Raw genomic sequence first — 25,125 nt, forward strand, 5'->3', positions numbered from 1 at the left:
ACAGAACGAGACCCCTTCGACGCGTCGTCGAAGGGGTCTCGTTCGAGCAGCGGACGTGTCAGCTCAGGAGAACTTCGCCTTCAGCTTTTCGACGCGCTCTTCGTGCTTTTCCTTCTTCTCGGCCTTCTTCTCGTCGTGGAGCTTCTTACGAGCGGCCTCGGCTGCGGCCTCAGCGGCATCCTGTTGAGCCTCGAGCTCGGAGAGAACCTCGTCGAGCGGGCGACGCACGATGGCACCGTCGTACTTGGTCACCAAAGCGTCGAGCGCTGCGGTGTCGGCCTCGTCGGTCTGCGCGAGGATGGCATTGCCGCCGGGGCGAACGGTCTTGCCGAACTCCGTGATCGCGTCGTCGAGGTCGTCGGAACGGCTGGCGTCGACCAGCGCGCCGCCTGCGGCACCGAGGCCAAATCCGAGCAGAACACCAAGGGCCCACCGAGCACGCCGATCAGCATCCCGATCAAGGAGCCACCGACCGTGGCGTCGCCGGACTTCACGTCGCCGCCCTCGGTGATCGTCAGATGACCCGCGTCGTCACGCTGCACGATGGCCGCGGAGACCAGCCCGACCGATGAGCCGGAGTTGGTGATGGTGTTGTACACCTCGTAGGTCGTTGAGTTCTCCGGGAAACTGATCGCTACGACATATTCGGTCATGTCCTGCCTTCCATTTCACAGTTGTACGACTCGTCCCCCCCACGGACGGAACCGTCGGCCCCGCATTTACACCGAAGCGTGAATCCGTAACGGTGGGGTGTGGATGCCCGACGTCAGAAGTGTGACCGTCCCATCACCACGCGTGATTTTTTCGCACTGGCGGCCGTAAGGTCCTTGCGCATCAACGGTTTGTTCACCTTCTCGGTGAAGGTCTCGATCAGCGGTCCGGTAAAGAATGCGGTAACCACAGTGCCTGCACCGATCGTGCCGTGAAAGATCACTGCGAGCACGACAAAGACCAAGTCTTGACATGTTCGCACTGCCCGATACGGCATTTTCGAGTGGTCGACGATGATCGGCGCAACCGCGTCGTAGGGTGAATTGCCAAGTGCCGAAGTCATATATAGCGATGCGCCGTAACAGAAGAAGGTGATCCCTATAGCGAACATCACCATCTTCTGCCATGCCGCGAGATTGTCGGAAAAGTACGGATCGAGCCACGTGCTGAACCACTGCACGAAGTAGCCGACCAGAACATGTTCATGATCGATCCGATTCCGATGTACTGGCGACCCCACAGCAGCATAGGAATGAAAAGAACTGCGTTGCTGATCAACTGGTAGGTACCGAGGTCGATCCCAAGCGTGTTGCTGATGCCGATGTTCGCCGCGGTGTACGGGTCGACGCCAACCTGGCCGACGCGCAGCACCGCCGATCCCAGAGAGAGGACCGCGATGCCCACCAGAGCCCAGAAGATGCGCCGGACGTAGTAGCCGTCGAGCAGCGTCGAGTCCGACGGGTCGTCGACTCGTCGGATCGGTCAGAGTGTGTGTCGTCCCGACTGTCGTCTGGTCCGGTCATCGCTGAACGTCACCGCCTCGGTCACAGGCCCCCTGACAACAAGTGATACCAAGGGTGCCACCAAAACGACAGCGATCGGGCGATTTCGGGCCTTTGTGCTCTCGCGTCGCGTCGTCGCAACGTGTTTGAGATCTACGTGTGTGAGATCTAGGTCCGTGAGATCTGAGTCTGTGAGATCCACGACCGTTCCAGCGACTACCGAGAACGACTATTCACTCGCTTTGCCGAGCAGCGAGTCGAGCCATCCGGTTCCGTTGAGAATCCCGTCCACAGGCACGCCGCCGGAGAGCACCGTCGGTGTGGCGACCTGTCCCCCTGTGGCCTTGGCCAGCTGATTCTCTGACTCTTCTGCCGCCTTCTCCCCCTCGGCGACCTTGGACCCATCGGCGATGCATTTCTGCGTCACTGCGTTGGCGCCCTGCTCGGCCGCGACCTTCGCCAGGTCAGAGTTCGACTTATCGGAGTGGCCACCTTCCTTCGGCTGATCCGCGAACAGCGCGGTGTGGAACTTGAAGAAGACCTCTTTATTCTCCCCTGCGCCAACACATTGCAGAGCGCCCGCCGCACGACTCGAGTAGCTGCCCGACGCCGACTGGCGGTTGAGGAAGTTCAACATGTGGTAGCGAACTCGAAGCCTGCCCCCATCGACGGCGCTCACAATCGCCTGACCCGACTGCTCCTCGAACTGCTTGCACACCGGGCACATGAAGTCCTCGAAGACGTCGATCGTCGTCTTCGCGTCGGGAGCTCCGATGATCAACGCGGCGTTGGAGTTGAGGACCTGCTCGTTCGCTGTCCCCCCGTGGTCGCGGTTGCGGTTCCACAGCACGCCGCCGACGACCAGAGCGATCACCACCACTACCGCGATTCCCAACAACACATACGTCGACGTGCTCGACGTCGAGCGAGGTTGGTGTTTCGACGTCGATGCGGGTGGCTTGCGCCTGTCAGTCACAGATCATCCTTCGTGTGGTCGCCGTGCCCTCCTGCGGAGCGGGTGCGCAACACCGGTCAGCAGCGTGGCACCACGGGCGAGCCTAACGCACCGGTGATCCGCCACAGCACCGTCGAGTCATGACAAGCTCCGTCGAGTCACGACAGGGCGGCGTCGACGACCTCCTGCGCCTGCTCCTGCACCCTCGCGAGGTGCTCGACGCCCTTGAACGATTCGGCATAGATCTTGTACTTGTCTTCGGTACCCGACGGCCGCGCGGCAAACCAGGCGTCTGCGGTGGTGACCTTCACACCGCCGATCGGCGCATCGTTGCCCGGCGCTTTCGTCATGACCGCGGTGATCGGGTCGCCGGCGAGATCGGTGGCAGTGATCTGATCAGCGGAAAGATTCGCAAGCACCGCCTTCTGTTCGCGGGTGGCGGGCGCATCCGTTCTGGCATAAGCGGATTCGCCGTACTCCGCAGCCAGCTCGCGGTAGCGCTCCGACGGCGTCTTGCCGGTGACCGCGAGGATCTCCGACGCCAGCAGCGCCATGATGATGCCGTCCTTGTCGGTCGACCACGGACCACCGTCGAACGTGAGAAACGACGCGCCTGCACTCTCTTCGCCGCCGAACGCGATGCTGCCGTCGAGCAGGCCGTCGACGAACCATTTGAACCCCACCGGCACCTCGATGAGCTTCCTGCCGATGCCCGCAACGACCCGGTCGATGAGACTCGAACTCACCAGAGTCTTCCCGACCGCGGCGTCAGGCGACCAGTTCGACCGATGCGTGTACAGGTAGTCGATCGCAACTGCCAGATAGTGATTGGGGTTCATCAACCCGCCGTCGGGGGTGACGATGCCGTGACGGTCGGCGTCGGTGTCGTTACCCGTGGCGATGTCGTAGGAATCACGCGACTCGATGAGCGAGGCCATCGCGTCCGGCGACGAACAGTCCATCCGGATCTGACCGTCCGTGTCGAGCGTCATGAATGAAAACGTCGGGTCCACAGTCGGATTCACGACGGTGAGCTTGTCGAGGTTGTACCGGAACCCGATGGCGGCCCAATAGCCGACTGACGCACCACCGAGTGGGTCGGCACCGAACTGAATCCCCGCCTTGCGGATCGCCTCGAGGTCGACGACCGATGCCAGGCCGTCGGTGTAATTCATGACGAACGAATAGTCGTGTACCAATTCGTCGCGTCGGGCTTTTTCGAACGGAATGCGTTTGACCCCATCGAGTTTCGCCGTCAGCAATTCGTTGGCACGGTTGGCGACCCACGATGTGATCGTCGTATCGGCGGGGCCACCTGTCGGCGGATCGTATTTGAAGCCGCCGTCACGCGGCGGGTTGTGTGATGGGGTGACGACGATGCCGTCTGATTGCACACCGGGATTGGCAGCATTGAACGCGAGGATCGCGCGACTGACAGCGGGGGTCGGCGTGTAGGTGTCGCCTTCGGCGGTATAGACGGTCACCCCGTTGGCCACCAGAACTTCAAGTGCGGACTTCCACGCCGGAACCGACAGTGCGTGCGTATCGAATCCGATGAACAACGGGCCGGTGATACCCGCGCCTGCGCGATACTCGACGATCGCCTGGGTGATCGCGAGGATGTGCGCTTCATTGAACGCGGAGTCGAGGCTCGACCCCCTGTGCCCCGAGGTACCGAAGACGACCCGTTGCCCGGGATCGTCCGGATCGGGCACCTTGTCGTAATAGGCGCCGACGACGGCGTCGACGTCGATGAGGTCTTCGGGCTGAGCCGGAGTGCCGGCACGTGGGGAAGCCATAGTCCTAGATTGTGCCCGAAACCCGGCGCCGCCGTCAGTCCCTTGTTCCACCGGCGTCATGCTGGAGTCGATGACCCCGCGACTGAATGTGCTCGTCCTGCCCGGTGGGACCGACAACAGCTACCGCCCGTTCCGAGCGACCCAGGGAACAGCGCTGAGGATGTACCCATTCACGTGGTCGATACGCGCGAGGTTCGGCAGCGCCGTCGACGTACGGCAGGTCCGCTACCGCGTGTACGGATGGAACGGCGGCCAGGCAAGCCCCCTTCCGTATGCGCGGGCAGCGCTCGATTCGATCACTCGCGACAACCCCGACGTTCCCGTCGTCCTCATCGGACACTCGATGGGCGGGCGCGTGGCGGCACACCTCGGCGCCGACCCACGGGTCGCCGACATACTCGCGCTGGCCCCCTGGTGGCAGCATCGCGACTGGCGCCATATCCGTCGAGGCGTGCGCGTGCGCGCCATCCACGGCGACGCCGACACCCTCACATCACCACGACGTACCGTCGAAGGCATCGCCGAACTGCGCGACGCCGGTTACGACGCCACGTTCGTCTCGGTGCCGGGTGGGCGGCACGCGATGCTCGACCACGTCTCACTGTGGCAGCGTTCAGCGCTCGACATCGTCGGTCGCGCACTTGCCGATGACAGCTGATTTCACCGGTTATCGCGGAAATCCGTTGCGCGCTGCACACCGGGCATCGCCTACCTGTTCCACGCGGTACCGTGTGCGCATGCCAAGGGCGGGTAGGCGGAAAACGATGTCGGAGAGCAGAATCCTCGATGCGACATCGGCAATTCTGGAAACCGGTGAGCACTACGCCGACATCCCCGTCGAACGCATCCTCGAGGTCGCCGAGGTCTCCCGATCGACGTTCTATCAGTGGTTCCCCGACAAGACCGCGCTCATTCTGCAGCTCACCACTCCACTGCTCGCCGAGTTCGTCGCGACGGCCGACCGCTACTGGAAGGAACCGTCGCAGGCACGTCCGGAGGCGCTGGCCGACGTCATCGTCGAACTCTTCGCCTCCGCACGCCGCTACCGTGTGATCTGGCGTGCGTATCTGGAGACGACGAGCACCGACACCCGCTTCGGCGACAACTTCCGACGAGGCCTGCAGAACTACACGGCCGATATCGCCGAACGAATCCGCACCGAGCAGGCCGCGGGAATCGCATCCCCCGACATCGAGCCCGATCAGACGGCTCGATTCATCGTGGTGGGCATGCAGGCAGGCTTCTCCGACGTCATGCAACTCGCCGACGACGGCTACGACCGCGCGTTCGCCTCGGCAATGGCTCGATCGTTCTGGCTCACCATGTACGGCGAGGGCACCGCACAAAAAAACCTCCCACCTGCGTAAACAGGTGGGAGGCTTTCGTGGAGCTGCCGGGAATTGAACCCGGGTCCTCCGTCGCTTCGGTAGGGCTTCTCCGTGTGCAGTCCGCTATATCTCTACTCGGATCTCTCGGTCACGCGAACAAGCCGAGATGACGATCCCAGTCGCTGTGAGATGTCCCGTTCACTCCCGCGACCGGAGTGGACAGTGAGCTCCCTGAGATGATGCCGGCACCGGGCAAGGGAGCAAAACCCGGGCCAACAGACACGCAGTCGCTGTCAGGCAGCGAGTGCGTAGTCGCGCTGATTCTTATCGGCGCTTAATTGGTTGCCGCGACGCTTAACGGTGGTCTCTGGCCTGCACCGACACGCTTCCCCCACCTCGACGCACGTAGTCGAAACCGATCAGCCCCGAGATGGTTCCACCGGAAACCGGCGGAAGCTCCACTATAACAACCCACGGCACGCGGTTCATTCCCTTTTCTCTTCGGCCCTGATCACTGCCGCGCGCCGTCCATCTCTCAAGCGCCGAGCGCTGGTCCGATCACCCGCCAACTGTCGCGCATCTCGGTGGCGAACAACGACCAGGTGTGCGCACCCTGCTCGAATACACGGTACGTGTGCGGTATCCCCGCCCCATTGAGAGCGGCGGCCATCTGGTCGGTACACCAGCGGGTCCCCATCTCCACCTCGGCGGGCCCGGCCAGCAACGACGGCGCGCCGAGGGGAGCACCGTCGGTTCGTCCCGGCAAGCCCGACGCCGCGCCAAGATAGATGGCCTTTCCCCGCAGTCGTGCAGGATTGCGCGAAGGGTCGTGATCGACCCACGCGGGCGATCCGGGAGGTCCGAACATGTTCAGCGCGTTGCCACCGCCTATCGATGTCGTGGCGAAGACGCCTGCGGTCGCGGGCGGCGCACTGATGGCAGGGCAACCGCTGTACGACGCCGCCGCGCGATAGAGCGATCCGCCCCGCCCGGCGATGTCGAGCGCGGGACCACCGGAGAGGGACAGACCGGCGATCGCGTTGCGGCCGTTCGCGCGCAGCGGGCCTGAGATGGCACCCGGCAGTTCCCGCAGCAGGTACGTCTCCCACTTGTTGACGCCGAGCGCGGGGTCCGGCCGCTGCCAGTCGGCATACCACGCGTACGGCCCACCCAGCGGCGACACCACTGTCACGTTCTTGCCGGCGAAGAACGATCGGTGGTCGGTCTGCTCGAGCCAACTGTCACCTTCGACGCCGCCCGACCGTCCGTTGAGCAGATAGAAGACCGGCGCCGAGACCTCGCCGCGCGGTCGCAATACCTGATTGGGGATCACCCTCCCCATCGACGGCGAGTACACGTAGACGATCGACAGTTGGTCGTCGACCCGATCGATGCGCACTACCGCCGCCGACGCAGGAGCCGCGACCGCGGTACCCGTGAGCACTGCTGCCACGGTCGCCAGGACAACGGCCAGCGACGTGGCGACGATCGACGCACCGCGCCGACACCGCCTCGGCGCCTCCAACGGTCGCAGCGTTCGCAGTATCCGTGACGACTGTGACGCCTGTGGCTGATGTTCCGGCTGTGGTAGTCCTCTCGTGATCACCCGGCATGTCTACCGACACTCACAGCAACCTTCCGGACTCGGCGCGCCGCTCATCGTCGGTCGAAACTAGATCGCAACGCAAACGACCGTCCCGAGATACCCCCGAGTCGTCGACGTGACCCGGCGACGACGCACTCAGCGAATCTCGAGGACTGCCGTGTCGTGCACGCCCACCGGCACCGCCAACTCACCGTGCTGCGCCGTGAACGAACGCCCGGTCCACGCGTCGACACCGGTGACCGACGCATCACCCACGAGTCCGACGCTCCCCAATGACACAGACAGCGTCCGAGCATGATCGGAACGGTTGGTCAGCGAGATGACCAGACCCTTGTCGCCGATCGCACGCGACCACACCTCGGGATCGTCGTCGACCATCGCGCCTGCGACGACTCGCGAATCCTGGTCGATCGCGATGATTGCCGCGTTGCGCAACGTGTCGAGCGTCTGCTGCGACATGTTCGTCAGATCGTTGCCCGCGATGAGAGGCGCAGCCATCATCGACCACATCGACATCTGCGTACGCTGCTCCGCCGCTGTGAGCCCAGATGATCCGACGACGAGCATGTCCGGGTCGATGAACGACCCCGGCTTCACCCGCGCGGTCAGCGGCCCGGCGGCGTCGACGATGTTGACGATGCCCTGATACCCCGACGGCCCATTCGCGGTCGACCACGCGGGCGTGACGTCGTTGGTCACACGAGTCGTCGTTGCCGTTCCGCCCCAATCGAATTGGGCACCGGGTACCGATCCGGCGACGCCACTGTTGGGATTGATCGCAAACACGATGCGACGGCCTGTGTCGCGCAACGCATTTCGCATCGCGGTAAACGACGAGACCTGATCGTCGTGGGACGTATTCGACGAACACCAGTCGTACTTGAGATAGTCGACGCCCCACCCGGCGAACGTCTGAGCGTCGATCACCTCATGACCACCGCTGCCCGTCGCGCCTGGATACGCGCCCTGATACTGCGTGCAGGTCTTGTCCCGCGCGCCGGAGTAGATACCGAAGAGCAGGCCACGCTCATGCAGGTAGGCACCGAGTGCGGCCATCCCGGAAGGGAATCGCAACGGATCAGCCTGCAGCCTGCCCGAGGCGTCGCGCTGCGGCGCGGCCCAGCAATCGTCGACGATCACATACTTGTAGCCGGCATCGCGCAGCCCCGACGACACGAGCGCATCAGCCTGCGCACGGACGATCTGCTCGGTGATCCCACATCCGAAACTGTTCCAACTGTTCCACCCCATCGGGGGAACCGCCGCAAGCCCCGGGATCGCGGGCCCGTCACCGCCGATCCGACCCTCCTGCTGCGGCGTACACGCGACAGCCGCCAACGCGGCGATCACCGCCACCAGGGCGGCAACCACCGAGAAATGTGTTCGACGATGAGGCGACGTCGTGGTCACATGCCCTTGACCCGACGACCCAGCTCGCGTTCGACCTCACGCTGCGCGGTGCGTCGAGCGATGTCGTGGCGTTTGTCATGCGCCTGCTTACCGCGAGCAAGTGCCAGCTCGACCTTGACCTTGCCGTCGTTGAAATAGAGCGACAAAGGCACCAAGGTGAGGTTGCCGTCGCGGATCTTACCGATCAGATTGTCGATCTCGCTCCGATGCATGAGCAGCTTGCGCTTACGCAGCGGCGTGTGGTTCGTCCACGAACCGCGACCGTACTCGGCGATGTTCAGGCTACGCAGCCACACCTCGCCGTCGTCGATGGTGGCGAATGCGTCGACCAACGACGCCTTGCCCTCCCGAAGACTCTTGACCTCGGTCCCAACCAGAGCGACACCGGCCTCGTAGGTGTCCAGGATGGCGTAGTTATGGCGAGCCTTACGATTCGACGCAATCACATTGCGCCCCTTCTCCTTCGCCATTACTCATGCCTTTCTCTCTAATCGTCGGCCAGCCTTCGCTCCGAGCCTCCTCGCTACGCTCGTCGATTCTCACTCGGCTACCGACGACTTCCATCGTCGGCCGCTACTCACGAACATAGACACGCAGCGTGACATACGCCGTCGCGCCTGCCAACACAATTCCGGCGAGGATCAGCCACGGCGACACGAACAGCACGTCGCCCGCGGTGATCCTGGCCAGGATGTTGACGCCGTAGAGGTCGTTCAACGCCTTGTCGAAGAAGAACACCTTCGCCGCGAAAAGGCCGCCGATCGCCAGCAACGAACCGATGAAGGCCGAGAACACGGCCTCCAACAGAAACGGCAGCTGCGTGTACCAGCGGGTCGCACCGACCAACCGCATGATCGACACTTCCGTCCGCCGGGTGAACGCCGCGACCTGAACCGTGTTGACGATCAACAGGATCGCCGCCACCGCAAGGACCGCGGCCACCGCGAACGCCGCGTTGCGCACCCCGTCGAGCACGCTGAAGATACGTTTCACCAGCTCTCGCTGGTCTAGAACGCCATCGACGCCGAGATCCTTCCGGTCGGCGTATTTGTCGAGCACCGCGCCGAACTGGTTGGCGTCACTCATCCGAACCTTGAGCGACGCGGGGTTGGCATCGGGCGAGATCATGTCGGCGATCTCCGGTGCGCTCTGCTCGAACGCCGCTTTCGCCGCCTTGTACGCGTCAGCCTTGCTGACGTAGGTCACCGAGCCCACTCCCGGCTCGTTCTCGAGGTCGGTGCGCAGCGTCGAACAGGGTGCTTTCTGGCAATCCGGGTCGGCCGCACTGACGTCGTCGTTGATGTAGAACTGCATCTCGACACGGTCGAGGAAGATCTTCTGACTCTTGTTCGCCATCTGGATGACCAACAATCCGCCACCGAGCATGCCGAGAGTGATGGCAGTGGTGAGGATCATCGCGACCGTCATCGTGACGTTGCGGCGGAGACCGTTGAAGACCTCGCGGATGATGAAGTTCGCTCGCATGCTGGTGCTACACATCCTTTGGTCTGTGGAGTACGCGGGCTGGTGGTACGCGGACTGACGGGCGTCGACATGGTCGGTGGCGCGCGATCGCGCTCACCTGAGCCGACGGTCAGCCGATGCCGTACACGCCCTGTGCGTCGTTGCGGACGAGTCTGCCGTTGTCGAACTCGAGTACCCGACGTCGCATCGCGTCGACGATGTGCCGATCGTGCGTCGCCATGACGACGGTTGTTCCGCGCCGGTTGACGCGGTCGAGCACGTCGACGATCTCCTCGCTGGTCTCCGGATCGAGGTTGCCCGTGGGTTCGTCGGCGAGCAGGACCAGTGGCCGGTTGACGATCGCCCGCGCGATGGCGACACGCTGCATCTCACCGCCCGACAGCTCGTAGGGCATACGGTCCTGCTTGCCCTCGAGACCCACGTACTCGAGGACCTCAGGTACGACACGGCGAATGGTCGACGGCTGCTTGCCGATCACCTCGAGCGCAAACGCCACGTTGTCGGCCACCGACTTCTGCTGCAGCAACCGGAAGTCCTGGAACACACATCCGATGGATTGCCGCAGCTTGGGCACCGTGCGTCCGCGAAGGCGGTTCACGTGTAAGTCGCCGACGTACACCTCACCCTTCGTCGGCCGATCCTCTTTGAGCAGCAGCCGGAAGAACGTCGACTTGCCAGAACCAGAGGGGCCGATGAGGAACGCGAACTCGCCCTTGTCGACCTCGAGATCGAGGTCGGTGAGGGCGGGTCGGCTGGATGCCTTGTACTTCATCGTCACGTTCTCCAGCTTGATCACGACAACAGAGTGTAACGGTGACGCCTGAGAGGTCTGTTCAGGTGCGCACCCGCGCGCCGACCCGCCCGGTCAGCGCGACGGGACAGCCGTCGTCTCCTGCTGGTTGTTCCGGTTGTTGAAGAAGTCCGAGAAGCCGTTGCCACCGGTCGTGGTCGGTTGCCCACTCTGGGTGCCCGGAACGGCGCCTCCCTGACCGGGCTCTTCGCTCGGATTCTCCGACTCCCCCGAGATGCCCGACGGCACCGACGTCGAGGGATACGACGAGGACGGCGTCGAGTACGTGGTCTCCGGAGTCGTCTCGACCGACGTGCGGTGATGAGTCGGTTGGGGCGCAGGAGCGTCGACGATTCCGTATCGCTGCGAGGTGTAGCCGTAGACAATGACGCACACGATGAAGAGCACCGACACGATCGCCGTACTGGTCCGGACCCGGGTGTGCGGAATGTGATGCCAGTCGCGTCGATGGCGCAGACTGTGTGGATCGCCGATCTCGTCCGATGGCGGGATCGGGGCCGCCGTGCGATCGGCGTCCGAGTCGCTTTTCGCGTCCGAGTCGGCTTTCGCGTCGCCGTTGCTGTTGCCGTTGTCCTTGGCGTTTTCCTGCTTGTCGGCGGCGGCTTCTGCCTGCTCGATCTTGGCGACGACCTCCTCGGCCGCTGCCTTCGCGGCGTCGTCGTCGGAGCGACTCGCGGCGTGGTCGGGGCCGTCATGACGATGAACCATCACTTGTCACCCCCCGACGATGCTTGTGCATCGGCCTCGGCATGACCGCTCGGCGGCGCTGACCCGGCCTGCACCTCTTTACCGGAAGCGACGTTGATACCGCGACGAGCCAGCGCGCGCACAATCCATGCGCGCAGCGCGCGACTGACCTCGAACTGTTTACCCGGAAGTGTCCTGGTCACCATTCGGACGGTCATCGAATCGAGTTCGAGGTTCGTCACACCGAGCGGCGACGGGGCGTCGAGGAGCAGGTCGTGCCAGTACGGATCGTTGTAGAACCGCTGGCCGACCTCGGAGAGAACCTCGTTGACCACCCCGATGTCGGAGTCGGCGGGAACCGGAACGTCGACGACAGCTCTCGCCCAATCCTTCGAGCGGTTGGTGGTCTTGATGACCTGGCCGTTGGGGACGGTGATGACCTCGCCCTCGGACGTGCGCAGCCGCGTGATGCGCAAGGTCACGTCCTCGACGGTTCCCTCGGCCTCACCATTGCCGGTGACGGTCAAAGCCACGACGTCGCCGTAGCCGTACTGCCGTTCGGCGACCACGAAGAATCCCGCGAGGATGTCTTGGACCACCCGCTGGGCGCCGAAACCGAGGGCGGCACCGACCACGGCGGTCGGGCCGACCAATCCTGACAGCGGAACCTTGAACACGGTGAGGATGTGCAGGAACACGATGATGCCGACGACGACAACGAGCGTCCACGACACCACATCGATCATCGCGCGACGGTGTTTGGAGTCCTCGCTCTGCACGATCAGATCACTGTCGTGGAACTTGGCCTCGATGCGGTCGTTGAACTTCTGCGCCGACCAGCGGATGAACCGCACGACGAGGATGCCGCCGAGGATCCAGATGACGATCTCGAGGCCGTTGGTGGCCATCCACCGATAGAAGCGCCCGATCACCGACTCCGTCGCACCGGGTGCGAAGGCAAGGGTGGTGAGGTCGGCCCGCGCCAGCACCGACGACCCTGCCTGCGCGAAGACCTCACGCATCGGCATCAGCCATCCGCCAGCGGATGCCGGCCTCGATGAACTCATCGATGTCGCCGTCGAGAACCGTGGTCGGGTTGTTGTTTTCGACGTTGGTCCGCAGATCCTTGACCATCTGATAGGGGTGCAGCACGTAGGAGCGCATCTGGTTGCCCCAGCTCGATCCGCCGTCGCCCTTCAGCGCGTCGAGCTCGGCGCGTTCCTCCTGCTGCTTGCGCGCGAGGAGCTTGGCCTGCAGCACCCGCATCGCCGACGCCTTGTTCTGCAGCTGACTCTTCTCGTTCTGACAGGTCACCACGATGCCGGTCGGGATGTGGGTCAACCGGACCGCGGAGTCGGTGGTGTTGACCGACTGACCGCCCGGACCCGACGACCGGTAGACGTCGACCTTCACGTCGTTCTCGTCGACGTCGATGTGGTCGGTGGTCTCGACGACGGGCAGTACCTCGACCTCGGCGAACGAGGTTTGGCGACGACCCTGGTTGTCGAACGGGCTGATGCGGACCAAGCGGTGCGTGCCCTGCTCCACCGACAGCGTGCCGTACATGTAGGGCGACTTGACCGCGAACGTCGCCGACTTCAGACCCGCTTCTTCTGCGTAGGAGGTGTCGTAGACCTCGACGCCGTAGCCGTGCTTCTCCGCCCAGCGGATGTACATGCGCATCAACATCTGGGCCCAATCAGCGGCGTCGACGCCGCCGGCGCCCGACCTGATGTTGACCACGGCATCGCGCGAGTCGTACTCGCCGGCGAGCATGGTCTTGACCTCCATGGCCTGGATGTCGCTGCGCAGGGATTCGCGCTCGGCGTCGGCGTCGGCAAGCGCAGATGTGCGTGCCTCACCCTCTTCGGACTCCGCGAGTTCGTAGTGGACGGGCATGTCGTCGAGTCGCTGCCGCAACTCGGTGACGCGACGCAGCTCCGCCTGGGCGTGCGAGAGTTCGCTCGTCACCTTCTGCGCGTGGTCTTGGTCGTTCCACAGATCAGGGTCGGACGCCTGCATCTCGAGCTCGTCGATCCTCCGGCGCAACTCCTCGACGTCGAGGACTTTCTCGACGGTCGTCAGGGTCGAGTCGAGGGATTCGAGATCGGTTGCTACGTCAGGATGCACGGTTTACCAGGGTACCGACTGCTGATCGCCGATGTGCCCCCACTCCTCACGCCGACGGCGGTACCGAGGGCGGGGCGTCGGGAGCCTGCATAGGAGGCAGTTGGCCGAAACTCCACGTCGTCGCGGTCTTGCCCGGTTTGTAGACGACGGCATGTTCGGATCCGATCTGCGGCCACGGCTCGCCTACCGCGAGGATCATCGTTCCGTACACCTCGGTCGGGTTGGTTCCCGGACCGTTGATCGTTCCGGAGATGGTGCAGAACGCTTGCCCCTTGCTGTCGGGCTCGCCCTGATCACTCACGCCGGTGACCGTCAGGGTCCCCTGCGCGTAGCCCGCCGTGTTGCCACCGAATCCGCCGATTCGCTGTCCGCGAAAACGCATGATCATCGCGATCACGGCGACGACGAGCAAAATGACGAGAATGACGGTCAACATGGCCTCAACCCTACCGACACGACCGGGCATTTCGGGCTGCGAACGCAGCGTCGACGGTCATCGTGGCAGCCATCGGTCGACCGTTTTCGCGACGCAGCCAAGCGCTACGCTGACCGGGTGCTTCCGACGCCCGGTTCCGACGCCACCGCCGACCTCGATTTCGCGCTCTCTCTCGCAGAGTCCGCCGACACGCTGACAATGGGGCGCTTCGGCGCGATCGACCTCGAGGTCGACGCCAAACCCGACCTCACCCCGGTCTCCGACGCCGACCTCGCCTGCGAGCGGATGATCCGCGAACGTCTGGCGGCCGTGTTCCCCGACGACGAGGTCCTCGGCGAAGAGTTCGGCGGCGACGCGATCCTGACCGGTCGGCAATGGGTCGTCGACCCCATCGATGGCACCAAGAACTTCGTGCGCGGCGTCCCGATCTGGGCCACGCTGATCGCTTTGCTGGTCGACGGCGTGCCGGTGGTCGGCGTGGTGTCGGCGCCTGCGTTGAGCCGCCGGTGGTGGGCCGCCGCCGGCCACGGGGCGTTTGTCGCGTTCGATCACGGCGACGCGCGCCAGATCACGGTCTCGCAGGTCGCCGACCTCGCGTCGTCGAGCCTGACCTTCTCGAGCCTGTCCGGCTGGGCCGACCGCGGCGTCCGCGACAAGTTCATCGACCTCACCGACCGTGTCTGGCGAGTGCGCGGCTACGGCGACTTCCTCAACTACTGCCTCGTCGCCGAGGGCGCGGTCGACATCGCGGCAGAACCCGAGGTGTCGCTGTGGGATCTCGCCCCGCTCGACGTGCTGGTCCGCGAAGCAGGCGGGCGCTTCACCTCGCTCGACGGCTCGCCCGGCCCCGGCGGCGGCAGCGCGGTCGCGACCAACGGACTCCTCCACGACGAGGTGCTCACCGCCCTCGAGGGGTAGCCGTAGCGCCGCGCCCGACCTACCTGTCCGCTCGGATAGTCCCTGCGAAATCCCGGCGTGGCGACGGGCGACAGCTTCTAGCGTGTGCGTGTAAGACCCGACGCCCCAGGAGATTCGCGATGCCCGGCTTTCCCGCACTGACCCACGTGGCCATCACCGTCACCGACCTCGACGCCAGCACTCGTTGGTACTCGGCTCTGTTCGACGCCGCGCCAGTGCTCGACGAGGATGAGGAGTCGGGCGAGTTCCATCACGCGGTGTTCGCACTCGATGGCGGAACCCTCTTCGGACTGCACACGCACACCGGCTCGGCGGCGTCGGGAAGCTTCGACGAACACCGGACGGGACTCGACCACATCGCCTTCGCCGTCAGTCGTGCGGAGCTCGACGACTGGTTGGTGCGCTTGGACGAACTCGGCGTCGCGCACAGCGATATCAAGCACGCACACTATGGGTCCGGCATCTCGTTCCGCGACCCCGACAACATCGCGCTGGAGTTCTTCGCACCTCCTGCATGAGCCGGGACAGCCTTCGTCAGACCTGCGTTCCCGACTCCTCATCGAGCACGACGAACTCGGTGCCGGGATCTTTCATCTCGGTCAGCCGCGAGTAGTGAACACCGGTACCCGCGTCGGAGAGCACAGCCTGGTGGATCGGGACGGCGACCCGCGGCGCCATCGCGCGCAGGTAGTCGACCGACTCGCTGAGTTTCATCCACGGCGCCGCCGAGGGCAGCGCGAGCACGTCGATCTGCTCGAACGGAATGTAGAACGAATCACCGGGATGCATGAAACGCCCTGGAGCCGTTGATGTTCCGAGTACATACGCAACGTTGTCGACGACGGGGATCTCGGGGTGGATCACGGCGTGACGTCCTCCGGTGAATCGCGCGGTCACCGCACCGACACCGACCTGGCCGCCCGCGAGTGCCGCAGTCCACTCCCCTGCCGCGTCGTCGGAGTTGAGTTGTGCGGCGGTCTGCGGATCGGCGATACGGATCGCCTGGGGGTTCTCGCCGACCAGATTCGGCAGCCGCGCGACGTCGCAGTGATCAGGATGTTGATGGGTGATCAGGATCGCGTCGAGTCCGGTCAGCCCTTCGAAGCCGTGCGCAAGGGTGCCCGGGTCGAAGAGGATACGAGTCCCCTCCAATTCGACGAGCATGCAGGAATGGCCGAAGTGGGTGATCTCCATGCGTCCACTGTGCTCTCCCGCACGGGTTTACGCATTGGTCCAGCCGAACCCCGGATCACACAACCGCTGGGAACACACCCCACCCCGCGGCGGCGTCGACGATGCGGGCGACGCTGTAGACCATCCACAACCCGAGCACCACCACCAACACCGGCAGCGCTCGACGTAGCCGGAGCCGTCTCAAGGCTCCCGGACCCGCGACGAGACACCAGACTCCGGCGGCGACGGCGATGGCCGTCGCCGCCAGCGTCAACGGTCCGAAGACGTTGTAGGTGAATGCCCCGCCCACATCGCCGTGCATGAGGTGCACCCAACTGCGCGTGAGTCCGCACCCCGGACACGGCAGGCCCGTGAGCGCACGGAAGACGCAGAGGTCGGGGCCGTGATCGACCGATCCCAGCGGCCACACGATCGCGGTGAGCAGCGCTGCCCCACCGACTGCGACCACCATCGCCGGTCCGACTCGTCGGCCACCCGCACCCGACGGTGCCGCTGTGTACGGACCCGGGAGGTCGGTGCGATCAGTTGACACGTGACCAGCCTAAACCGGCGAGAGGAACACGATGTTCGACGAGCGCGTGACAATCTCCTTACCGAGTAGTAAGGTTCGTACTTACTACCGAGTAAGATACTGCTCACGCGCAGTCCAAGCACCCGTGCGAAGAGAAATGGTTGTCATGACGACTCACACCGAACCCCGCGACACCTCTGCGGTCGGCAAGAACCCGCACAAGCGCAATGCCATCGGCACCGCGATGCGTGTGCTCACGACGGTCACCGGCTCCGACTTCGCGGAGAAGTACCAGATCCGTGAGCCCATCAACCGGATCGCCTACCAGGCGACCAAGACCGGCTTCCAGACCCTTGGCGCAGCCAACCGCGCGTTCAAGAAGGTTCAGGGCGGCTCGGGTGGCGCGGCACGGTTGAGCACCACACCGAAGGACTACTTCAACCTCAACCCCGACGACGAGCAGCAGATGATCGCCGAGACGGTGAAGGAATTCGCCGAGGAGATCCTGCGCCCCGCGGCCTACGATGCCGACGCAGCCGCGAGCGCGCCCGAAGACATCCTCAAGCGCTCGGCCGAACTCGGCATCACGATGATCAACGTGCCCGAGCAGTTCGACGGCGCGGCGTCCGAGCGTGGCGTTGTCACCAACGCCCTGGTTGCCGAGGCAATGGCCTACGGCGACATGGGACTTGCCCTTCCTCTCCTCGCACCGAGCGGCGTCGCCACCACCCTCACCAACTTCGGTAGCGACAGCCAGCAGAAGACCTACCTGCCCGACTTCGCAGGCGAGAACGTGCCGCAGTCGTCCGTCGTCATCGCGGAGCCGCGCGCACTCTTCGACGCATTCTCGTTGCAAACCAAGGCAACTCGGGTACCGAGTGGCTACCGACTCAACGGCGTGAAGTCGTTCGTGCCCGCCGCGGGTTCGTCGGAGCTGTTCATCGTCGGAGCCCAGCTCGACGGCCAGCCCGCGCTGTTCATCGTCGAATCCGATTCCGAGGGACTGATCGTCGAAGCCGATCCGGGCATGGGTGTGCGCGCCGCGGGCATGGGTCGCCTGCTGCTGCAAGACGTCGCGGTCCCCGAGAGCGCGCTCCTCGGCGAAGAGACCGGCGAGGCAGCTCTCGCGGCCTACCGTGACGTCGTGCGTCTCTCGCGCCTCGGTTGGTCGGCGCTGGCCGCCGGAACCGGCAAGGCCGTCCTCGACTACGTGATCCCCTACGTCAACGAGCGTGAGGCATTCGGCGAGCCGATCTCCAACCGTCAGGCCGTCGCGTTCATGGTCGCCAACATCGCCACCGAGCTCGACGGTATCCGCCTGGTCACGCTGCGCGGCGCATCGCGGGCCGAGCAGGGTCTGTCGTTTGCCCGCGAATCGGCACTCGCACGCAAGCTGACCATCGACAAGGGCCTGCAGATCGGGCTCGACGGCGTGCAGTTGCTCGGCGGTCACGGCTTCACCAAGGAGCACCCGGTCGAGCGTTGGTACCGCGATCTGCGCGGCGCCGGCATCGGCGAGGGCATCGTCGTCCTCTGACGGCGACTGTCTTCCGACGACGAGACCGACCGAGAAAGCATCTGACATGGCAATCAATCTGGAACTCCCCCGGAAGCTGAACACCACGATCGACCAGGCCCACCAGGCCGCGGCCGAGATCTTCCGACCCATTTCGCGCAAGTACGACCTCGCCGAGCACTCCTACCCCGTCGAACTCGACACTCTCGCAAGCCTTTACGACGGCCTCGCCGAAACCGGCCAGGCCGGGGCGGGTGCCGACGGCGGGCGAAGCCAGCAGAAGAAGGCAAGGTCGACACCCGAAGGCGCGAATATCAACGGCGGCAACATGCAGTCGGTGATGAATGTCATCGAAACTTGTTGGGGCGACGTCGGTTTGACGTTGTCCATGCCCTATCAGGGACTGGGCAACTCGGCCATCGCTGCTGTCGCCACCGACGAGCAGCTCAAGCGCTTCGGCAAGGTGTGGGCTGCCATGGCCATCACCGAGCCCAGCTTCGGCTCCGACTCGGCGGCGGTGACCGCCACCGCCGAACTCGACGGCGACGAGTATGTCATCAACGGCGAGAAGATCTTCGTGACCTCCGGTTCGCGCGCCACCCATATCGTCGTGTGGGCAAGCGTCGATCGCAGCCTGGGACGCGCTGCCATCAAGAGCTTCGTCGTGCCGCGTGAGCATCCCGGCGTCGAGGTGGTGCGACTCGAGCACAAGCTGGGCATCCGCGTCTCCGACACGGCGGTGATCCGCTTTGAGAACTGCCGCATCCCCAAGGAGAATCTGCTTGGCAGCCCCGAGGTGGATACCAAGAAGGGTTTCGGCGGGGTCATGCAGACCTTCGACAACACCCGCCCACTCGTCGCGGGCATGGCCGTCGGTGTTGCGCGTGCCGCACTCGAAGAGCTCCGTCGCATCCTCGAGGAGGCGGGCATCGAGATCGACTACGACAAGCCCGCCGAGAACCAGCATGCCGCCGCGGCCGAGTTCATCCGGATGGAGTCCGACTTCGAGGCTGCCTACCTGATGACGATCCGCGCCACGTGGATGGCCGACAACAAGGAACCCAACTCACTACAGGCGTCGATGGCCAAGGCCAAGGCTGGCCGCACCGTCACCGATGTCACCAACAAGGCCGTCGAACTGACTGGCACACTTGGATATTCGGAACGCCTGCTGCTCGAGAAATGGGCCCGCGACTCGAAGATCCTCGACATCTTCGAAGGCACCCAGCAGATCCAGCAGCTCATCATCGCTCGCCGCGTGCTCAACAAGGGCAGCGCGGAACTCAAGTGAGCGTCTGAGCGACCTCTACGGCGACGGCCCTGCGGCACCTCAAATGCCGCAGGGTCAATTCCATTCGAGGGGGATCGATACTCGACGGCGTCCGGACATCACGGCTCAGAAGGCAGCACGGGGAACATCGCGTCGATATCGGTGTCGGTGGGCACCATGAGCAGCGGCACCTTGCGTTTGCCGATGATCCGCTGTGCCACTGACTGCCCGAGCACCGAATCCACGTAGGACATGAATCCCCCACGGGGACTTCCGACCACCACCATCATCACGGCGTACCGGTCACTCACGGTTGTCAACAGATCTGCTGCCGAACCGTGCCCGCTGTGATATGTCCACGACGCCGGCACAGCGTTGAGGAGTTCCCGCGCTTCAAGCGCTGCCTCGTTGACCGTCGTGTCGAAGAGTTCATCCCAGTTCGGGGCATCCGGATCGAGCGGCTCGTCGTCGAGGTCGACTATGTGTACGACGTGCAGGTGAGCGTCTAGCCGCTGTGCCAGTCGTACCGCATACCGGAGGGCGACAACGCTGTCGGGATGCCTGTTCCACCCGATGACCAATGCCGCATGCGCGTCTTTCCGTGGGGCCGGTCCCGCTCGGTGACGCGCGAGCGGCCCCTTCTCGTCATACTGTCCGAAAGCTCTATGAGCTGTCATCGTTGACTCCTTGCGGTGAAGATGCCTCGGACGAGGCTTAGAACGCCCACACGAGCGCGAGCCCGAGCGAGCAGGCCGCGACAGCCGCAATCAGCGACCCGGCTGCGTTGGCCAGCGAGAGCCAGCCGCGTCTACGCTGCGCGAGCCGCACCGTCTCCACGCTGGCCGTGCTGAACGTGGTGTACCCACCACAGAATCCGGTTCCGATGATCGCTTGGAGCTCGCTCGGTGCCGAGTGGTAGATCACCAGCCCGGCAAGAATCCCCAGCAGGAGGGAGCCCGTCACGTTGATCACAAACGTCGCCCACGGGAAGGTCGTGGCTCGCCATTGTTTGATCGCGCCGTCGACAACAAATCGCGCCACCGACCCGAGCGCACCGGCTATCAGGATTGCGAGGATGGTCATGACACCGCCCCGCCGCGATTCCCGACCACCAGACCCGCGATAGCGATACCTGCCCATGCACCGATCAGGCCGAGAACAATGCTGGAGACCCCGTATGCGAACGCCGTGCCGGGAGCGCCATGGTGGCCGAGCTGGGTGGTCTCGAGCGCAAAGGTCGAATACGTCGTGAATGCGCCACAGAATCCGGTACCAAGAAAGACCCGCAGATTTCGACGCCAACCGGAGTCCGAACCGAGCAGTGCGAGCACCTCCAGGATCGCACCGAGGATGAACGCGCCGGCGATGTTGATGCCGAACGTCGCCCAAGGCCACGATACCCCTCTGGTGGGAAACCATTCCTCGATCAGGTAGCGCAACCCGGTTCCACCGAGACCGCCGACGAACACCAGCCCCACAGCACTGAGACGCAGGTGAAGTGGTCGGGGTGCCGGAGTATCGGGGTCGATCTGAATCGAGTTCGCCTCGTCATCAACCGGCTCGGTGTGTTCAGCGCCCACCATGAAAGCTCCTTCCGTCACTATCGGAAACAGGAACTATCAGCCGCGAACGGCGGTTTGGGAACGACGTGTAGTTGCCGCACCCAGGCGAGATCCATCACCCTGGCACGCGTAAGTCTATACCGGACGTTGCGGCGCTTGAGGGCTAGGGACTGTGCTCAGCCACCGAGTTGCAGGGCCAGGCGAGCGAGCACGTCGGGATCCTCGATAGTCGACGGCACGGCGTACTGCTCGTGGTCGGCGATCTGACGCATGGTCTTGCGCAGTATCTTGCCCGAGCGCGTCTTCGGTAATGCGGGCACCACGGTCACGTCTCGGAACGAGGCCACAGCACCGATCTCGTTGCGCACCATGTCGATCAGCTCGGCCCGCAACGTCTCCGTTTCGATCTCAACACCGGACTTGAGTACCACATAGCCGCTCGGACGCTGCCCCTTGAGCTCGTCATGTATCCCGATTACCGCGCATTCCGCGACAGCGGGATGCGACGCGACAACCGCTTCAATACTGCCAGTGGACAAGCGATGCCCGGCGACGTTGATCACGTCGTCGGATCGTCCGAGGATGAAGATGTAGCCGTCATGGTCGATGTATCCGGAGTCGCCGGTCAGGTAGTAGCCGGGGAAGGCATTGAGATACGAACTCCGATAACGCTCTTCGTCGCCCCACAGTCCGGTCAGTGTGCCCGGCGGCAACGGCAGTGCGATCACGATATTGCCCTCGACGCCCGCATCGACGACGTTCCCCTCAGCGTCGACGACACCGACTCCGAAGCCCGGGACGGCGACGGTTGCCGACCCCGCCTTGACCGGCATCGGTTGCAGCCCACGCAGATTGGCCGCGATCGCCCAACCGGTCTCGGTCTGCCACCAATGGTCGATCACCGGCACACCGAGCACGTTCGACGACCAGGCGAGCGTGTCGGGGTCGAGCCGCTCACCGGCGACGAAGAGCGCGCGAAGTGACGAGATGTCGTACTGGTCAAGAAGTTTCGCGTCCGGGTCGGTCTTGCGGATCGCCCGGATCGCGGTCGGCGCGGTGAACAGCGCCTTGACCCGATGCTCGGCGATGACGCGCCAGAAGGCTCCCGCATCAGGTGTGCCAACCGGTTTGCCCTCGTACATCACCGTCGTCGCGCCGACGAGCAGCGGCGCGTAGACGATGTACGAGTGGCCGACAACCCACCCGACGTCCGACGCCGTCCACCAGATGTCGCCCGCACCGATGTCGTAGATGTTGGCCATCGACCAGGTCAGCGCGACAGCGTGCCCGCCGTTGTCGCGCACAACGCCTTTGGGCTTTCCCGTGGTGCCCGACGTGTAGAGGATGTAGAGCGGGTCGGTCGCCGCGACGTCGACGGGTTCGGTGAGACCGGCCGTCTCCATCTCGGCATCCCAGTCGAGCCAGTCGCGCCCTTCACCACTCGACGAGTCATAGTCGGCGGCGGAACCCGCCACCTGTGGGCGATCCTTCACGATGACCGTCGAGACAGCGCTGTCGGAGAGGTCGAGGGCGCTTGCCACCATCGGCAGATACTCGACGCTGCGTCCCGGCTCGAGGCCGCCCGATGCGGTCACGATCGCAACCGGCTCGGCGTCGTCGATGCGTGTGGCGAGTTCGGGGGCGGCAAAGCCGCCGAACACCACCGAATGCACTGCGCCGAGCCGCGCGCAGGCGAGCATAGCGATCGCTGCCTCGGGGATCATCGGCATGTAGATGATGACCCGGTCGCCGCGCGAGACACCCCGGCGGCGCAGCACGTCGGCGAATCGCGAGACCTCCACCAGCAGCTCGGCGTAGGTGTACTCGCGGATCTCGTCGACCACCGCGGAGTCCCAGATCAGTGCGAGACGGTCACCGTGTCCTGCGGCGACGTGCCGGTCCAGCGCGTTGTAACAGGTGTTCAGTCGACCGTCGGGAAACCAGCGGTAGATCGGCGCTGCCGAATCGTCGAGTGCCACGGTCGGCGGAACCGACCATTCGACGTCGGCTGCGGCCTGCAGCCAGAAGTTCTCCCTATCGTCGACGCTGCGCGCGAACGTGTCGTCGTAGCTCGCCATCGAACGCTCTTCTCGTCGCTCAGTCCAGGTACTTTTCGACGATGTCGGCCGGCCTGGTTGCCGCGGCGTCGGGGTCCTGGCCTGCGTCCCGTTTGGCCTGACGCTGCCGCAAGAGATCCCAGGCCTGATCGAGAGACACCTCGACCTGCGACAGGCGCGAGTTCTCCTCGTCGGGCGTGATGTCGCCGCGGCCCACCTTGGCGCGAAGTTCGTGCTCCTCGGCGATGAGGTCGTTGATGTGTTCGTGGATTTGCTTATCGGTCGCCATGACCCCCACGTTAGTCCCGACGATGCGACACGAGCCGCAAATTCAGACCGCGCACTCGAATGCCGACACGATCTCCGACGAGATGCGGCCGCGGTTGCTGATCTCGTAACCGTTCTCGCGTGCCCAGGCGCGGATCGCCTGCGTCCTGGGGTGCGCCCGCTTGGACGGGTGCCCGTTGCCCGAACCATCCGCAACGCGAGAAATTGCAAGATACTTCTGAAGCGATTGTGCGAATTCCTTCGCATGCGCAGGTGAGGTGTCGAACTCGTACTGTTTTCCGTTGAGACCGAAAACCACGGTCACCGCTTCGTCCAATTCAGAACCATCGAGATCGTCGACGAACCTGACTATCTTCTTTGTCGCCATTCCGGCGTCCCCTCCCTCGTCATCGCTGAAATCCGACAACCCCGGCAGCTATCCCAGCTGGCGCAATCAGCCCGTGATGAGCGTCACTGCACCAGCCCAGTGTGCCGTGTTCGCACACGCCACACTGCCGACCGCACGGTTCATCCCCCCGGACGGACTGTGCGCCGAGTTGCCCCAACAACTCACAGCGCACACATCGCTATCGAATCGACATGAGTATATCGAATCTCTGATTGAAGGTGCTCATCAACGCCGGATCGTCGAATTCACATAAAGACAAACCGTGCCGCTCGCGCCGCAAAGTGAAAATCGATGTGAGCCTAAGACTGCCACCATCGGCCACCCCGGTGTCTAGTAAATCGGGTGTCTACTTCTGCATCCACTGCCGGGAGGTGTGATGACAGCAATCTTTTCCGACGCGCGTGACACGGATCGAGTCCTCGACGACGCCGTCAACCAGTCACTCGCCCACGGCCATCGCCACTTCGCGGTCCGGAGCGGACGCATCGTGCGGTACCACCCGCTGGTGGCGGGCTTCATCGGCCATCCGCCCGACATCACGACCGAGGACTGGCACGATCTCACCCTGCTGGTGCCCGAGGGAGTCCAGTTCACCCTCCGTGATCTCACGCGGCCTCCCGAGGCAGGTTTCTCGGTCGTCGCTCGCCACGTCGCCGTCCAGATGACCGGCGAACACGTCGACCCGACCCTGCGGCTTTCCACCGGATCGCCGCGGATCGAGAAGCTGACACTCGACGACGTCCCCGAGATGCTCGCGCTGGTCGAGCTGACCCGGCCCGGACCCTTCCTTCGACGCACCATCGAGTTAGGCGGATACGTGGGCATCCGCCACGAGGGCGCATTGGTTGCCATGGCCGGTGAACGCCTCCGCCCACCGGGATGGTCGGAGATCAGTGCGGTCTGCGTCCACCCCGATCATCGCAACCGTGGATACGCCTCCGCACTGGTCCTCGCGGTCGCCGCGGGCGTCCGCGACGCCGGGCGCGTGCCATTCCTCCGCGCCAACGGACTGAACGAGAACGCAATACGACTCTACGAGTCCCTCGGGTTCCGCCACCGCAGAACGGTGACGCTGACCGCTCTTCGCGCACCCTGAGAAACACCAGAACCGCTCCGATTCCAAAGCTTCTCGCGCGCTTGATGATCGGGAAACATGACGTCGGCAGCAGCCACGATGCGCGGCTGCCAGGACATGTGACCGATGGGAGATGCTCGTGAGCTCTGCGGCGAGACCGGCTCTGCACGAGGATGATTCGCCGACGAACCGGGCGGGCAGCGGCG

Annotated in this window: 30 protein-coding genes, 1 other RNA gene and 1 riboswitch; of the genes, 7 read left to right on the forward strand and 24 right to left on the reverse strand. The window is 64.3% G+C overall.

Annotation, left to right across the window (positions count from 1 at the left end; translation table 11 throughout):
• Positions 1-63 precede the first annotated feature (63 nt).
• The 6 genes from A5785_RS23660 to pgm form a co-directional block, all read right to left on the reverse strand.
• The gene (locus tag A5785_RS23660; RefSeq protein ID WP_231894604.1) at positions 64-252 is read right to left on the reverse strand and encodes a hypothetical protein; all 189 of its coding nucleotides are present in this window, start codon (positions 250-252) and stop codon (positions 64-66) included.
• Complete coding sequence (locus A5785_RS23960) at positions 249-653, reverse strand: hypothetical protein (RefSeq protein WP_324288141.1); 405 nt, start codon at positions 651-653, stop codon at positions 249-251. Before A5785_RS23960 ends, A5785_RS23660 begins: the two co-directional genes overlap by 4 nt.
• Before the next feature lie 113 nt (positions 654-766).
• Positions 767-1,171 (reverse strand): YczE/YyaS/YitT family protein, encoded by a 405-nt coding sequence (locus A5785_RS23670; RefSeq protein WP_231895452.1) that lies wholly within the window; start codon positions 1,169-1,171, stop codon positions 767-769.
• Complete coding sequence (locus tag A5785_RS23675; RefSeq protein WP_231895453.1) at positions 1,102-1,395, reverse strand: hypothetical protein; 294 nt, start codon at positions 1,393-1,395, stop codon at positions 1,102-1,104. Before A5785_RS23675 ends, A5785_RS23670 begins: the two co-directional genes overlap by 70 nt.
• Positions 1,396-1,722: 327 nt before the next feature.
• Positions 1,723-2,469, reverse strand: coding sequence for a DsbA family protein (locus A5785_RS08500; RefSeq protein ID WP_039854772.1), 747 nt, complete (start codon positions 2,467-2,469; stop codon positions 1,723-1,725).
• 137 nt (positions 2,470-2,606) lie between these two features.
• Positions 2,607-4,247 carry a phosphoglucomutase (alpha-D-glucose-1,6-bisphosphate-dependent) gene (gene pgm, locus A5785_RS08505; RefSeq protein WP_005203572.1) on the reverse strand — a complete coding sequence of 547 codons (1,641 nt, stop codon included), beginning with the start codon at positions 4,245-4,247 and terminating at the stop codon, positions 2,607-2,609.
• Positions 4,248-4,317: 70 nt separating this feature from the next.
• Between pgm and A5785_RS08510 the strand changes: the two genes are divergently transcribed.
• Positions 4,318-4,905 carry an alpha/beta hydrolase gene (locus A5785_RS08510; protein ID WP_005203574.1) on the forward strand — a complete coding sequence of 196 codons (588 nt, stop codon included), beginning with the start codon at positions 4,318-4,320 and terminating at the stop codon, positions 4,903-4,905.
• A gap of 106 nt (positions 4,906-5,011) precedes the next feature.
• The gene (locus tag A5785_RS08515) at positions 5,012-5,614 is read left to right on the forward strand and encodes a TetR/AcrR family transcriptional regulator (protein WP_005203576.1); all 603 of its coding nucleotides are present in this window, start codon (positions 5,012-5,014) and stop codon (positions 5,612-5,614) included.
• Between the two features lie 15 nt (positions 5,615-5,629).
• On the opposite strand, the gene ssrA is transcribed toward A5785_RS08515, so the two are convergent.
• The 10 genes from ssrA to A5785_RS08565 form a co-directional block, all read right to left on the reverse strand.
• Positions 5,630-6,002: a transfer-messenger RNA gene (ssrA, locus tag A5785_RS08520) on the reverse strand.
• 108 nt (positions 6,003-6,110) lie between these two features.
• A complete protein-coding gene (locus A5785_RS08525) occupies positions 6,111-7,028 on the reverse strand; it encodes an alpha/beta hydrolase (RefSeq protein ID WP_231895454.1) in 918 nt (305 codons plus the stop codon).
• Positions 7,029-7,316: 288 nt separating this feature from the next.
• Positions 7,317-8,537, reverse strand: coding sequence for a glycoside hydrolase family 27 protein (locus A5785_RS08530; RefSeq protein WP_197500813.1), 1,221 nt, complete (start codon positions 8,535-8,537; stop codon positions 7,317-7,319).
• Positions 8,538-8,587: 50 nt separating this feature from the next.
• Positions 8,588-9,061: an SsrA-binding protein SmpB gene (smpB, locus tag A5785_RS08535; protein WP_064865861.1), complete on the reverse strand. Its 474-nt coding sequence runs from the start codon at positions 9,059-9,061 to the stop codon at positions 8,588-8,590.
• 103 nt (positions 9,062-9,164) lie between these two features.
• Positions 9,165-10,076, reverse strand: a complete 912-nt coding sequence (gene ftsX, locus A5785_RS08540; RefSeq protein WP_005203583.1) for a permease-like cell division protein FtsX — start codon at positions 10,074-10,076, stop codon at positions 9,165-9,167.
• A gap of 109 nt (positions 10,077-10,185) precedes the next feature.
• The gene (gene ftsE, locus A5785_RS08545; protein WP_005203585.1) at positions 10,186-10,872 is read right to left on the reverse strand and encodes a cell division ATP-binding protein FtsE; all 687 of its coding nucleotides are present in this window, start codon (positions 10,870-10,872) and stop codon (positions 10,186-10,188) included.
• Between the two features lie 69 nt (positions 10,873-10,941).
• Positions 10,942-11,595: a hypothetical protein gene (locus A5785_RS08550; RefSeq protein WP_005203587.1), complete on the reverse strand. Its 654-nt coding sequence runs from the start codon at positions 11,593-11,595 to the stop codon at positions 10,942-10,944.
• Entirely contained in the window at positions 11,595-12,596 is a 1,002-nt protein-coding gene (locus A5785_RS08555; RefSeq protein ID WP_005203589.1) for a mechanosensitive ion channel family protein, read from the reverse strand. The genes A5785_RS08550 and A5785_RS08555 overlap by 1 nt, the downstream gene beginning before the upstream one ends.
• Positions 12,589-13,704, reverse strand: a complete 1,116-nt coding sequence (gene prfB, locus A5785_RS08560) for a peptide chain release factor 2 (protein WP_005203591.1) — start codon at positions 13,702-13,704, stop codon at positions 12,589-12,591. The genes A5785_RS08555 and prfB overlap by 8 nt, the downstream gene beginning before the upstream one ends.
• Positions 13,705-13,750: 46 nt before the next feature.
• A complete protein-coding gene (locus tag A5785_RS08565; RefSeq protein WP_005203593.1) occupies positions 13,751-14,140 on the reverse strand; it encodes a hypothetical protein in 390 nt (129 codons plus the stop codon).
• Between the two features lie 117 nt (positions 14,141-14,257).
• Here A5785_RS08565 and hisN point away from each other — a divergent pair, with 117 nt between their 5' ends.
• A complete protein-coding gene (hisN, locus tag A5785_RS08570) occupies positions 14,258-15,058 on the forward strand; it encodes a histidinol-phosphatase (protein ID WP_005203594.1) in 801 nt (266 codons plus the stop codon).
• Positions 15,059-15,177: 119 nt separating this feature from the next.
• Positions 15,178-15,576: a VOC family protein gene (locus tag A5785_RS08575; RefSeq protein ID WP_005203596.1), complete on the forward strand. Its 399-nt coding sequence runs from the start codon at positions 15,178-15,180 to the stop codon at positions 15,574-15,576.
• Between the two features lie 16 nt (positions 15,577-15,592).
• Here the strand turns inward: A5785_RS08575 and A5785_RS08580 are convergent, their stop codons facing one another.
• Together A5785_RS08580 and A5785_RS08585 are read right to left on the reverse strand one after the other, a co-directional pair.
• Positions 15,593-16,252 (reverse strand): MBL fold metallo-hydrolase, encoded by a 660-nt coding sequence (locus A5785_RS08580; protein WP_005203599.1) that lies wholly within the window; start codon positions 16,250-16,252, stop codon positions 15,593-15,595.
• Positions 16,253-16,307: 55 nt separating this feature from the next.
• Positions 16,308-16,784: a DUF2752 domain-containing protein gene (locus A5785_RS08585; protein WP_064865863.1), complete on the reverse strand. Its 477-nt coding sequence runs from the start codon at positions 16,782-16,784 to the stop codon at positions 16,308-16,310.
• 145 nt (positions 16,785-16,929) lie between these two features.
• Between A5785_RS08585 and A5785_RS08590 the strand changes: the two genes are divergently transcribed.
• Positions 16,930-18,300: an acyl-CoA dehydrogenase family protein gene (locus tag A5785_RS08590; protein ID WP_064866181.1), complete on the forward strand. Its 1,371-nt coding sequence runs from the start codon at positions 16,930-16,932 to the stop codon at positions 18,298-18,300.
• 46 nt (positions 18,301-18,346) lie between these two features.
• On the forward strand, positions 18,347-19,570 hold the full coding sequence (locus tag A5785_RS08595) for an acyl-CoA dehydrogenase family protein (RefSeq protein ID WP_064865865.1): 1,224 nt from the start codon (positions 18,347-18,349) through the stop codon (positions 19,568-19,570).
• Positions 19,571-19,668: 98 nt separating this feature from the next.
• Here the strand turns inward: A5785_RS08595 and A5785_RS08600 are convergent, their stop codons facing one another.
• From A5785_RS08600 to A5785_RS08625, 6 genes are all read right to left on the reverse strand, one after another.
• Positions 19,669-20,226, reverse strand: a complete 558-nt coding sequence (locus A5785_RS08600) for a universal stress protein (RefSeq protein ID WP_082946555.1) — start codon at positions 20,224-20,226, stop codon at positions 19,669-19,671.
• Positions 20,227-20,263: 37 nt separating this feature from the next.
• On the reverse strand, positions 20,264-20,632 hold the full coding sequence (gene crcB / locus A5785_RS08605) for a fluoride efflux transporter CrcB (protein ID WP_064865870.1): 369 nt from the start codon (positions 20,630-20,632) through the stop codon (positions 20,264-20,266).
• Positions 20,629-21,132, reverse strand: a complete 504-nt coding sequence (gene crcB, locus A5785_RS08610; RefSeq protein ID WP_064865872.1) for a fluoride efflux transporter CrcB — start codon at positions 21,130-21,132, stop codon at positions 20,629-20,631. The genes crcB (A5785_RS08605) and crcB (A5785_RS08610) overlap by 4 nt, the downstream gene beginning before the upstream one ends.
• Positions 21,133-21,152: 20 nt before the next feature.
• Positions 21,153-21,240, reverse strand: a riboswitch (Fluoride riboswitch).
• A gap of 47 nt (positions 21,241-21,287) precedes the next feature.
• Positions 21,288-23,306 carry a propionyl-CoA synthetase gene (locus tag A5785_RS08615; RefSeq protein WP_267626650.1) on the reverse strand — a complete coding sequence of 673 codons (2,019 nt, stop codon included), beginning with the start codon at positions 23,304-23,306 and terminating at the stop codon, positions 21,288-21,290.
• Positions 23,209-23,457: a DUF2630 family protein gene (locus tag A5785_RS08620; RefSeq protein WP_064865876.1), complete on the reverse strand. Its 249-nt coding sequence runs from the start codon at positions 23,455-23,457 to the stop codon at positions 23,209-23,211. Before A5785_RS08620 ends, A5785_RS08615 begins: the two co-directional genes overlap by 98 nt.
• Before the next feature lie 42 nt (positions 23,458-23,499).
• The gene (locus tag A5785_RS08625) at positions 23,500-23,823 is read right to left on the reverse strand and encodes a histone-like nucleoid-structuring protein Lsr2 (protein ID WP_005203615.1); all 324 of its coding nucleotides are present in this window, start codon (positions 23,821-23,823) and stop codon (positions 23,500-23,502) included.
• Between the two features lie 397 nt (positions 23,824-24,220).
• On the opposite strand from A5785_RS08625, the gene A5785_RS08630 reads away from it, so the two are divergent.
• The gene (locus A5785_RS08630; RefSeq protein WP_005203618.1) at positions 24,221-24,940 is read left to right on the forward strand and encodes a GNAT family N-acetyltransferase; all 720 of its coding nucleotides are present in this window, start codon (positions 24,221-24,223) and stop codon (positions 24,938-24,940) included.
• Positions 24,941-25,125: the final 185 nt, after the last annotated feature.

Origin of the sequence: Gordonia sp. 852002-50395_SCH5434458 (assembly GCF_001665905.1) — a bacterium.
GTDB lineage: Bacteria > Actinomycetota > Actinomycetes > Mycobacteriales > Mycobacteriaceae > Gordonia > Gordonia jacobaea.